This window comes from Subdoligranulum variabile (genome assembly GCF_025152575.1).
In the GTDB taxonomy this organism is placed as follows: domain Bacteria; phylum Bacillota; class Clostridia; order Oscillospirales; family Ruminococcaceae; genus Gemmiger; species Gemmiger variabilis.
In genome coordinates, this window is sequence record NZ_CP102293.1 from 465,972 (window position 1) to 476,176 (window position 10,205).

Genomic DNA, 10,205 nt, shown 5'->3' on the forward strand with positions numbered 1-10,205 from the left:
ATGAGTAAACTGTCACCGGCCCAGCAGCACCAGATGGCTTTTATCGGCGCTGCCCTGCTGGTGCCCAAGGAAGCCAGGGACAGTATCATGCGGATGTCCCCGGCTATGTTTGAACAGGGCGCGCTGCGGGATGTATTTACCGCCATTTATCAGCTGTCGTTTGAGGGTAAAGGCATTGATCCGCTTACCGTTGCCTATCGGGCCGGTGATCAGCATAGACAGCTGATCATGAATGCCGCCCAGACCTGCCCCAGTGTCAGCCATGTAGCTGACTACGAAACGCTGATTGTGGAAGACTGGCGCCAGAGCCTGCTGCAGTCTGCCCTGGCTGAAGCACAGCTCAGTGGAGACAGCAACGACGCGATCTGCACCAAGCTGCGGGCGGCGCTGAATATCCAGGACGCGATAGCGGCCCAGCAGCTGGACAGCAGCGCCCAGGAATTTGATGCTGTTTTGGATCGGACTGTGGAAGGGCTGCACAAACCGGACAATACCCTGAAAACCGGATGGAAACCGGTGGACCGCTATGGAATGTTTGAGCGCACCAATGTGGTGGTCCTGGCCGGTCGGCCTGGCTGCGGAAAGACAGATTTTGGTATCAATCTGGCGGCGCGATTTTCCAAACGGTATCGCACCTACTATCTGACTCTGGAAGAAACCGCCGAAAAGCTAATGACCCGTATACTTTCCAAGGCGTGCCGGATTGATGCAGCCAAGATGCGGGACAAAACTTTAAACTCGGACGAGTTTGCCATCATTGACAATGCCCGGCAGGCTTTAAAGCACCACCATAACATGGTGCTGGAGGACGGGGCCGGTATGACGGTGGAAGGCATCCGGGCGCGTCTGCTGAAACACAAGCCCGATATTGCTTTTATCGACCACATCGGTCTGATCTCCGGCGATCCCCGCGCCAAGGAATATGAACGGCTGAGTGATATTACCCGACAGCTGAAAGTTCTGGCCATGCAGATGGGAATTGTAATTGTGGAGCTGTGCCAGCTGAACCGGCAGGTGGTCCGCACTGGTGGCCGGTATGCGTCACTTGCAGATCTCCGAGGCAGTGGAACGATTGAGCAGGACGCCAATGTGGTTATGTTTGTGCAGAACATCCCGGCGGATACATCCGATGAGCTGCACGACACGGACGACTACCGCCCCAGCGGGGTGTTGGTCGGGAAAAACCGGGAAGGCGGCCTGGGTGAGATCTCCATGCAGTGGCGACCCCAGTACCATGATTGGCTTCCTGAAGGATCTGTTTATCCCCAGGATGAGGGCGGAGAGGCCGGGCCGAGATTTCCGGAGGAATGAGTTTTAGGAGGAAACTATGGAAAAGATTGCAATTATTAACCTGAAAGGCGGAGTGGGCAAAAGCGTCACCACTATCAATTTGGCGGCTGAGTTTGGTGCCCGTGGCCTCCAGGTGCTTGTGGTAGATCTGGACAAGCAGGCCAACACCACAAAGTTTTTTAATGCCCTGGATTATGATAGCCCCAGTACTGCTGATTTATTGACTTGTACCGTCAGTATTGGAGATATGATTCAAATGACGCCTGTTAAAAATGTTGATATGATCCCCGCAAATATGCGGTTGCTGATGGCCAATAAGCAGGTACTTTTGGACACAAGCGAGCCGCAGCAGACACGTCTGCGGGATGCATTGGATAATATTATGCTTGAGCTGCCTTTTGGTGAGGATGAATATAATATCTGTCTGATGGATTGCCCGCCGGACCTGGATATGGGCAGTATCAACGCTCTGTGTGCCGCTGACTGGGTGATCATTCCGGTGGACTGCGACGAATGGGCCACTGACGGCTTGCAGGAAGTGCTGGATCAGATGGAAAAGCTGCGCATGTACTACAATCCCCGGCTGAAGCTGGCGGGCGTGCTGCTGACCAAGTACAACCGCACCAACGCTGAAAAGCAAGTAGCGAAAGATGTTTCTGATTCTGGCGCTCCCCTGCTTAAGTCTGTGATTCGGTACACCGTAAAAGTCAAAGAGGCCCGAAGCGCCCACAAACCGCTACGTGAATATGCCCCCGGCGGGACTGCTACCCAGGATTACAGTGATCTGGCCGATGAGCTGCTGGAGATTGTGGGGCTGAATGTGTCCAATGTGGACACAAAGAATGGTGGTGACGGCAATGACTGATATTGTGCGCCGCGCGCTGCTGGGAGATAAGCAGGCGCAGGAAGAATGCACGCGGAAGGGGATTGTGTTGCCGTGTTGGCGTTGCGGTGGAGAAGCGGAGGCAAAGCAGGTGAGCAATGTTGGACGGCCGCTGTATGCTGTTTCTTGCAAAAAGCACTACTGTGGGGCATACGGATGTGCGCACAGAACGGAAAATGAAGCGATTTCGTACTGGAACACCCGCTCTGTGCCGCCGATCGGTCGGTGTAAAGATTGCAAACACAAAAAAATTATTTCAAGTACTATTTATTGCGATCTTGACGAATGCGCAAAAAACGAAAACGATTTTTGCAGCGATTTTAAACCAAAGGAGGACGATGGCAGTGTATGAACCAAGGTTGATTGATGCCGACAAAGTTGAAATTGGGTTTAAGGAACTATGCGAAAGCCCGTATTTCAAAAGCGACGTGAGTGCAAAGCATGGCGCTGAGACACTCATGGATTTGTGCGTCAGAACCGATAGCCATAAACCGAATACCATCGACCCCGAAACGCTGCCCATTGTACAAGAATTTCATCAAAAGCTGGTACAAGAGCAGCTGATTTGCAACAACTTGCAAAAGGATCTTGTACAAGTAGCAATGGAACGGAATTCAGCTTGTAAACAGCTGCTTGAATGTGCTTCGCTGTTGCGAGTTCAGTGTCTTTGCTGTATTCATTACACGGACCGAGTACCTTGTGTAAAGTGTAAAGATGGTTCTCAATGGGAATGGCGTGGACCTGATGAAGAAGATGCAACAGCCAAAAAGGAGGAAGCTGACAATGAGTAAAGGTTTTTCGGTCACGGATATTTTGGGGGAACAATCCAAAGCCAGCGCCCCGGCGGGGCAGCCCATGAAAGTGGTCATGCTGCCAATCGGTGATATTCAGCCCAACCCGCAAAACGCCATCTATGAGATTGGTGACGTGGGAATGCTGCAGGCGGACATTGCAGAACACGGGCTGCGCACCCCGCTGGAAGTGGCTCCGGCCCAGGGCGGCAAATATATGCTCATTGCAGGGCACCGCCGTCACACTGCCTGTCTGGGGCTGCATGATTCTGGAGACAAGCGCTTTGATCTGTTGCCTTGCGTGATCACCGACTACGGTGACCCGGATGAGGAGCTGGTGGCGCTGATCACGTCCAACGCCACGGCCCGGGAGCTGACTGACGGCGAACGGCTTCGGCAGTATGAAGCATTGAAGGGCGCGCTGACCAGATTGAAAGCTGAGGGAAAAGTGGACGGCCGTGTGCGCGAAGAACTGGCCCGGCGGACCGGTGAGGGGTCCGGCACGTTGGCACGTCTCAATGCCATCTCGGCCCGCTGCATTCCTGAGGTCAAGGAAATGCTGGAAAAAGGTGAGATCACTTTTACCCGGGCTTATGAGTGCAGCAAGTTGTACAAGGTTCAGCAGGTCACATATGCCCGATGCGGATACAATTCAATGCCGGAAATTGAGGAAGCATACCAGAAATCAATCCGCAAATGGCTTTTGAAAGAAGCGCTGAAGCCTTATCTCCAGGTTGCTGATTACGGACCCAACTCAAACCAGTGGAACTATCTGAACCGTGTGAAGATAGAAAAGTTTGAACAGACGACCGAGATTGACGGCCAGTCATTTAAAGCTGGGGGAGATTTTCGAGGCAGTGAATACATGGTTGTCCAGCAGCTTGACCCATCTGACCCGGAAGAAGTCATTGCAGAAAAGGGCTTTTATTTGCGGGATCTCTACCAGCGTGCCAAATGCCTGTATATGAGTGATGAAGATCGGCAGGCTGAAAATCAGCAGAAAGAAAGTGACAAGTCGCAAAAAGCCGCCGCTGCTGCCGCCGAAAAAGAACTTGAAGCGGAAGTTGTGGCAATTTTGGGGGATTACGACAACTGGAAAAAAGTCGCTTATGCCAAGGAGCTGGGCCTGGTATTCAGAGAATACCCGCTGCACGATGGAACCCATTTCGTTGTTGGGGTCGATGAAACCAGTCGGAAAACGGGTTGGGTTGGATTGCCCTATGATGTTTATTTTTATGCGCGATTTGATGCTGATGGAAACCGCGTAGATGTCCACGATGGAAAGCCGTCTCCGTTAAATTATTTTACTTGTTGGCGCAGCGGTGCATTGCTGGACGATTTTCTGAAAACCGATATTAAAAAAGCCAAAGCCAAAGAAAGCGTGGATAAATGACCTATGCAGAAAAGACAAAGTATCTTTTTCGATACTTAGACGCCCGGCGAGAAATGAAAGTTCTGGCCGATGAACTGGAACAAGTGCAGTCTGATGCGTGCCGTGTTACTCCCCTGCTTTCCGGGATGCCCGGCGGGAAAAATGATGGACAAGCATTGCCCCGGGCCGTGGAGCAGATCACAAAAGCGCGCCAGGAACTGGAGGCGCAGATCAATGTGTGCGGCGCCACCCGGCGGGAAGTGGTTGCAGCCATCAATCAGATACCTGATGCCAGGGACCACGAAATTTTCCGGCGCCGGTATTTGCTGGGCCAAAGATGGGAAACCATCTCGGAGGAAATGCACTACTCTTGCAAGCAGATCCGGCGGCGTCACAACTGGGCGCTCCAAAAGATGTCCATAAATGTCCCTAAATGTCCTTGAATGTCCCTTTTACCTGTGGTACATTGGTAGCGTCAGATCAGGGCAGAGCTGACCATTGCAACTCCATATTCCTCCTAAGCGCGGGGCGTGGCACGGCCCAGACAGTGCCAACTGAACAAAACCGGAAATTTCGGTTTTAGCGGGCGGGTGCATGCACCAGCCCGTATTTTTGTACCCGTCAACGCCGCAAGAGGCGATGACAGGCACCCGGGCAGGCGGGAGAGACTCACCTATCTGTGACGCAGACGCTCCGTCTCGCGCTGCCCGGGTTCTATTGAGAAAGGCGGTGACACAATGTACAAGTGGTGGATGTTTATCCCTGTTATTGTGTGCCGCATTTCCCGGCGGGCTTTATGCGGTTGTCCCTTCCGCATGAGCAGCTGGACGTATATTCCCATGATCCGCAGACAACGGCGATATCCGACCGGCTATAAGTAGCTACTGTATGCCGCAATGTATGGGGACATGATAATAACAGATACCTCTTTCGGCAGGCCAAGCGAGCAGGGCCTGCCGGTTTTTATGGGTCAATAGCCTAGCGGCGAAGGCAGCAGACTGTAAATCTGCCACGTTAGATACACCAAAGGTTCGAGTCCTTTTTGGCCCACCACTTGCGGCAATCCTTGTATGCTAATGCTTTTGATTGCCGGGCATAGAGCAAGCGGACATCAGCAATGTCTACAACTGGGTAGCTCCCATCTGTGAGAGTCAGACGCAGCAGCGTGCGATAACGCTCTATTATGTGCCCGTGGCGAAATTGGCAAACGCCGCCTCAAAAGCGGACTGCCGAAAGGATTGCAGGTTCGATTCCTGTCGGGCGCACCAATAAACTGACACGGCCCGGCGGGCGCGTGTCCAATGTGAACACATGAAAGGATAGTAATATGGGTGTAAGTATTATTGTTATACCAAGCGAAAGAAAACCGAATCCCAATTACATCCCTCCGGCGTCTGTGTCCAATGTGGACACAAAACAGTGAAAGCGTTTGCAGAATCCTTTTACAAGTCAAAGGCTTGGCAGCAATGCCGGGCAGCATACGCCAAAAGCGTGGGCGGTCTGTGCGAGCAATGCCTAAAGACTGGCCTGGTAAAACCTGGCGAGATCGTACACCACAAAGTACACCTGACTCCGGACAATATCAACGACCCGGAGGTCAGTCTGTCATGGAATAACCTTGAATTGCTTTGCCGTGATTGTCATGCAAAGGCGCATGGATCTTTAAAAAGATACAAAGTGGATGAAATGGGGCGCGTCATAATCAAATGACCCTCCCCCCTATCAAGAAAAAATTTTGGGCCGGTGGAGACCGGTGGGTGGAGTTCAAATTTCCTCTCCCGAATTACGTGGAAATTTTTGGAAAGGAGGCCGACATGGCAGCAAAAACCAAAACTTACCAGGATTTGATGGAAGAAGCCAAGAAATATGGCGTTGACAATAACGCCCTGTTCATTCAGGCCGCCGAACAGTATTCCATGCAGTTCGCAGTCATCCAACAGATCAAACGGACCTTGCAACGGGACAGCAATCTGATCACCAGCAAGGAATATGTCAAGGGCCGCGAAAATATTTGCGCTCATCCCTTGATCAGAGAACTTCCCAAGCACGTGGACAGCGCCAATAAAACTCTGGGTGTTATGCTGGAGATCCTTACAAAACTGGGTAAGCCTCCCGCTCCCGAGGGCAAACTGGCCGAGCTGATGAAGGATGCTTAATTACATTCTGGCGTACTACCAGGCAATACAGAACGGCAGCGAAGTCGTGGGCCGCTGGGTTCGCCTGATGTATGAATATGTGGTAAAAGGACTGCAGTCGCAGTCCTTTTTCTTTGACCAGAAAAAAGCCAACAAAGCGATCCGCTTTATTGAGACGTTTTGCCACCATTGCGAGGGCCGGAATGATCTTTTAAAGCTGGAGCTGTGGCAAAAGGCTTTTGTCTCGGTAGTGTTTGGCGTGGTTGGCGCTGATGGTCTCCGACAGTTTCGCGAAGTCGTTCTGATCATTGCCCGAAAAAACGGAAAAAGCCTTTTTGCAGCCGCCATCATTGCATACTGCATCTATCTGGATGGTGAATACGGCGCAAAAGTTTACTGTGTGGCCCCCAAATTGGACCAGGCAGAAATTGTTTATTCTGCTTTCTGGCAGACGATTCAGAAAGAGCCTGAGCTGGCCGCCAGAATAAAACGCAGAAAATCGGATTTTTACATTGCTGAAACTAACAGCAGCGTCAAAAAGATTGCGTTCAATGCAAAAAAGTCGGATGGTTTCAACCCGTCGCTGACGGTATGCGACGAGATTGCAAGCTGGCCTGGGCAGGCCGGACTCAAACAATATGAAGTCATGAAGTCGGCCCTGGGCGCCCGCAAACAACCGCTGATCCTGTCTATTTCCACTTCTGGTTATGAAAATGAGGGCATTTATGATGAACTAATTAAGCGCAGCACCCGCTTTTTGCTGGGTGACAGCAGGGAGCGCCGCCTGGCTCCGTTCCTTTATATGATCGATGATATTGACAAGTGGAACGATATTAACGAACTGCGGAAATCTAACCCAAACCTGGGCGTTTCCGTTTCTGTAGACTATCTGCTGGAAGAAATTGCAGTAGCAGAAGGCAGCCTATCTAAAAAAGCTGAGTTTCTTACAAAGTACTGCAATATCAAGCAAAACAGCAGCCAGGCCTGGCTTTCCAACCAGGCGGTTGAAAAAGCCTGCGGAGATCCGCTTGACCTTGCACAGTTCCGCGATTGCTACTGTGTCGGCGGGATCGACCTTTCACGCACAACAGACTTGACAGCGTGCACGGCGGTCATTGAGAAAGATGGACGCCTATATGTATTTGCCCACTTTTTCCTTCCAGCAGAGCGACTGGAAGAAGCAACGGCCCGCGACGGCTTGCCGTACGACATCTATGTGCAGCGCGGTTTCCTCACGCTGTCAGGCGACAACTTTGTAAACTACCATGATTGCTTTGACTGGTTCCGAGCGCTGGTTGAACAGTACCAGATTTATCCCCTGAAGGTTGGGTATGACCGGTACACGGCACAGTATCTTGTCCAGGATATGAAGCAATACGGATTCCATATGGATGATGTTTTTCAGGGATTTAACCTGACGCCGGTTATCTGCGAAACGGAAGGACTTATGCGGGACGGTGCCTTTGACATCGGGGACAATGATTTACTGAAAGTTCACCTGTTGGATATGGCCACAAAGACTGAAGCTGAAAGCGGGAGATGCAGGCCGGTCAAATTAAGTGCCAAAGCGCATATTGACGGCGGTGCCGCATTGCTGGACGCCATGACCGTCCGGCAAAAATACTATGCAGAGATTGGAGAACAGCTGAAAAATGCGTCGTAAGAATGGGTATCAACCAAAAAGAATCCCAACAACTTGCCCTCCAAACCGTGAAAGCGAAATTTCTTCAAGTTTCGAGAGAAAGGAAAATAAAGTGAACAACGAACTTTCCATTGACATTTCGGTAAAAGTATGTGTCGATGCAAAAACGGCACTCAAATGTCTCCGAATTATTGAGATGTATCTCGAAGAAAACAAAGATAAAAAAATTGTTTCTGAAATCTGCAAAGACGGAAGCACCCGGCTGCTCATTGTGGAGGTAGGTAAACAAAATGGGTCTGTTTGACAAAATTTTCAAGCGGCCCGGGCCGCGCAGCAATCCGCAGGGCTTTTTTAAGACTTTGACCGCCTATGCCCCAGTTTTTACAACCTGGGGCGGCCAGATCTATGAAAGCGAGCTTGTGCGGGCGGCCATCAATGCCCGGGCAACGCATATCAGTAAGCTGCAGGTGCAGGTACAAGGCACAGCAAAGCCTAAGCTGCAGACAAAGCTGCGCACCGGCCCTAACGAGTGGCAGACCTGGGGACAGTTTCTCTATCGGCTGTCTACGATCCTGGACGTCAACAATACTGCGTTTATTGTACCGGTCATGGATGATTACTTGGAAGTATCCGGCATCTTTCCGGTACTTCCGACGCAGTGCCAGATTGTCCAGTACAACGGAGAGCCGTGGCTGCGGTATCAGTTTCAAGCCGGCCAGTATGCCAGCATTGAAATGCGCTACTGCGGAATTATGACAAAGTTCCAATACTCGGACGACTTTTTTGGCGAAGACAACAACGCCCTGCGCCCGACCATGGAGCTGATCAACGTACAGAACCAGGGCATTAACGAAGCAGTCAAAAGCGCCGCCACTTACCGGTTCATGGCGAAGCTGAACAACTTCACCAAACCGGAGGATCTGGCAAAAGAACGCCAGCGCTTTACAAAAGACAACCTTCAGGCCGGAGACGGCGGTATTCTGCTGTTTCCAAACACCTACAGCGATATTCAGCAAATCAAGTCCGCACCGTTTGTGGTAGATGCCGACCAGATGAAGCTCATCCAGACCAACGTCTACAACTATTTCGGCGTCAATGAGGACGTGCTGCAGAATAAAGCCTATGGTGACGCCTGGGCCGCGTTCTACGAAGGCGCTATTGAGCAGTTTTCCATCCAATTTTCTGACGTTACAACTAAAATGCTTTTTACAGAGCGGGAGCGTGCCTCCGGCTCTTTTTTGATGGCCACAGCCAACCGGCTGCAGTACATGAGCAACGCCGACAAGCTCAACGTGTCGGCCCAAATGGCAGATCGCGGGATCATGAACCGCGACGAAATCCGGGCCATCTGGAATTTGCCGCCTCTACCGGATGGACAGGGACAAGCCTATACCATCCGCGGAGAGTATTACCTGCTGGGCGCCGATGGCAGCGCATCCAAACAAGGAGGTCAACCGACAAATGGAACTTAACAACAAACAGCTGCGCCGCCTGAATGATGGGCGCGAATATCGCGCCATGACCATGCGGGCGCTGGGCGACAGCGACGCCATGATCGTGGAAGGCTATGCCACTACTTTCAACCAGCCGTATCTGCTTTATGACGGCCGTGACTACCGCGTTATGGAACAGGTCGCGCCCACCGCGTTTGCCCAGTGCGATATGACCGACGTCATCATGCAATACGACCATGAGGGCCGGGTGTTTGCAAGAAACCGCAACAACACCCTGGCCCTTTCTGTTGATACCACCGGCCTGAAAGTAACCGCAGACCTGGGCGGCACCGACATTGGCCGCCAGGTGTACCAGGAAATCAAAGGCGGCTACACAGACAAGATGTCTTTCGGCTTCGTGGTGGCCGAAGATCATCGCACATCCACCATGGACTACAACACCGGCGTGGAAACTGTGCTGCGTACCATCACCAAAATCAAAAAGCTGTACGACGTCAGCGCCGTTTCCATTCCGGCAAACGATATGACGTCTATCAGTGCCCGGAGATACGCCGACGGAGTGATCGACGGCATCAAGGCGGAGCGACTGGAACGGGACAATAAACGCAAAAAACTCATTCTCATGTTGGAGGTATGAC

12 protein-coding genes and 2 tRNA genes are annotated in these 10,205 nt (G+C 51.7%); all 14 read left to right on the forward strand.

Annotation, left to right across the window (positions count from 1 at the left end):
- The 14 genes from NQ490_RS02310 (at position 1) to NQ490_RS02375 (ending at position 10,204) form a co-directional block, all read left to right on the forward strand.
- Positions 1-1,311 carry a replicative DNA helicase gene (locus tag NQ490_RS02310; protein WP_007047214.1) on the forward strand — a complete coding sequence of 437 codons (1,311 nt, stop codon included), beginning with the start codon at positions 1-3 and terminating at the stop codon, positions 1,309-1,311.
- A 16-nt stretch (positions 1,312-1,327) separates the two neighbouring features.
- Complete coding sequence (locus tag NQ490_RS02315) at positions 1,328-2,155, forward strand: ParA family protein (protein ID WP_007047215.1); 828 nt, start codon at positions 1,328-1,330, stop codon at positions 2,153-2,155.
- Positions 2,148-2,525 (forward strand): Lar family restriction alleviation protein, encoded by a 378-nt coding sequence (locus NQ490_RS02320; protein WP_187118513.1) that lies wholly within the window; start codon positions 2,148-2,150, stop codon positions 2,523-2,525. Before NQ490_RS02315 ends, NQ490_RS02320 begins: the two co-directional genes overlap by 8 nt.
- Positions 2,512-2,964: a hypothetical protein gene (locus NQ490_RS02325; RefSeq protein ID WP_147644680.1), complete on the forward strand. Its 453-nt coding sequence runs from the start codon at positions 2,512-2,514 to the stop codon at positions 2,962-2,964. Before NQ490_RS02320 ends, NQ490_RS02325 begins: the two co-directional genes overlap by 14 nt.
- Complete coding sequence (locus NQ490_RS02330; protein WP_040917772.1) at positions 2,957-4,357, forward strand: ParB/RepB/Spo0J family partition protein; 1,401 nt, start codon at positions 2,957-2,959, stop codon at positions 4,355-4,357. The genes NQ490_RS02325 and NQ490_RS02330 overlap by 8 nt, the downstream gene beginning before the upstream one ends.
- On the forward strand, positions 4,354-4,779 hold the full coding sequence (locus NQ490_RS02335; protein ID WP_007047219.1) for a sigma-70 RNA polymerase sigma factor region 4 domain-containing protein: 426 nt from the start codon (positions 4,354-4,356) through the stop codon (positions 4,777-4,779). The genes NQ490_RS02330 and NQ490_RS02335 overlap by 4 nt, the downstream gene beginning before the upstream one ends.
- Before the next feature lie 524 nt (positions 4,780-5,303).
- Positions 5,304-5,389 (forward strand) — tRNA-Tyr (locus NQ490_RS02340).
- Between the two features lie 132 nt (positions 5,390-5,521).
- Positions 5,522-5,604 (forward strand) — tRNA-Leu (locus NQ490_RS02345).
- A gap of 223 nt (positions 5,605-5,827) precedes the next feature.
- Entirely contained in the window at positions 5,828-6,046 is a 219-nt protein-coding gene (locus tag NQ490_RS02350) for an HNH endonuclease (protein WP_242655005.1), read from the forward strand.
- A gap of 104 nt (positions 6,047-6,150) precedes the next feature.
- Positions 6,151-6,492 (forward strand): hypothetical protein, encoded by a 342-nt coding sequence (locus tag NQ490_RS02355; RefSeq protein ID WP_147644681.1) that lies wholly within the window; start codon positions 6,151-6,153, stop codon positions 6,490-6,492.
- Positions 6,485-8,134 (forward strand): terminase large subunit, encoded by a 1,650-nt coding sequence (locus NQ490_RS02360; RefSeq protein ID WP_007047222.1) that lies wholly within the window; start codon positions 6,485-6,487, stop codon positions 8,132-8,134. The genes NQ490_RS02355 and NQ490_RS02360 overlap by 8 nt, the downstream gene beginning before the upstream one ends.
- Complete coding sequence (locus tag NQ490_RS02365) at positions 8,124-8,417, forward strand: hypothetical protein (RefSeq protein WP_147644682.1); 294 nt, start codon at positions 8,124-8,126, stop codon at positions 8,415-8,417. The genes NQ490_RS02360 and NQ490_RS02365 overlap by 11 nt, the downstream gene beginning before the upstream one ends.
- The gene (locus NQ490_RS02370) at positions 8,404-9,585 is read left to right on the forward strand and encodes a phage portal protein (RefSeq protein ID WP_007047224.1); all 1,182 of its coding nucleotides are present in this window, start codon (positions 8,404-8,406) and stop codon (positions 9,583-9,585) included. Before NQ490_RS02365 ends, NQ490_RS02370 begins: the two co-directional genes overlap by 14 nt.
- On the forward strand, positions 9,575-10,204 hold the full coding sequence (locus NQ490_RS02375) for an HK97 family phage prohead protease (RefSeq protein ID WP_007047225.1): 630 nt from the start codon (positions 9,575-9,577) through the stop codon (positions 10,202-10,204). Before NQ490_RS02370 ends, NQ490_RS02375 begins: the two co-directional genes overlap by 11 nt.
- Position 10,205: the final 1 nt, after the last annotated feature.

What these genes read in the sequence shown, in the direction of transcription:
- NQ490_RS02335 (WP_007047219.1), top strand. Translation starts at nt 4,354, where the DNA reads ATGACCTATGCAGAAAAGACAAAGTATCTTTTTCGATACTTAGACGCC.
- NQ490_RS02315 (WP_007047215.1), top strand. Translation starts at nt 1,328, where the DNA reads ATGGAAAAGATTGCAATTATTAACCTGAAAGGCGGAGTGGGCAAAAGC.
- NQ490_RS02360 (WP_007047222.1), top strand. Translation starts at nt 6,485, where the DNA reads ATGCTTAATTACATTCTGGCGTACTACCAGGCAATACAGAACGGCAGC.
- NQ490_RS02365 (WP_147644682.1), top strand. Translation starts at nt 8,124, where the DNA reads ATGCGTCGTAAGAATGGGTATCAACCAAAAAGAATCCCAACAACTTGC.
- NQ490_RS02375 (WP_007047225.1), top strand. Translation starts at nt 9,575, where the DNA reads ATGGAACTTAACAACAAACAGCTGCGCCGCCTGAATGATGGGCGCGAA.
- NQ490_RS02330 (WP_040917772.1), top strand. Translation starts at nt 2,957, where the DNA reads ATGAGTAAAGGTTTTTCGGTCACGGATATTTTGGGGGAACAATCCAAA.
- NQ490_RS02370 (WP_007047224.1), top strand. Translation starts at nt 8,404, where the DNA reads ATGGGTCTGTTTGACAAAATTTTCAAGCGGCCCGGGCCGCGCAGCAAT.
- NQ490_RS02320 (WP_187118513.1), top strand. Translation starts at nt 2,148, where the DNA reads ATGACTGATATTGTGCGCCGCGCGCTGCTGGGAGATAAGCAGGCGCAG.
- NQ490_RS02310 (WP_007047214.1), top strand. Translation starts at nt 1, where the DNA reads ATGAGTAAACTGTCACCGGCCCAGCAGCACCAGATGGCTTTTATCGGC.
- NQ490_RS02325 (WP_147644680.1), top strand. Translation starts at nt 2,512, where the DNA reads ATGGCAGTGTATGAACCAAGGTTGATTGATGCCGACAAAGTTGAAATT.
- NQ490_RS02355 (WP_147644681.1), top strand. Translation starts at nt 6,151, where the DNA reads ATGGCAGCAAAAACCAAAACTTACCAGGATTTGATGGAAGAAGCCAAG.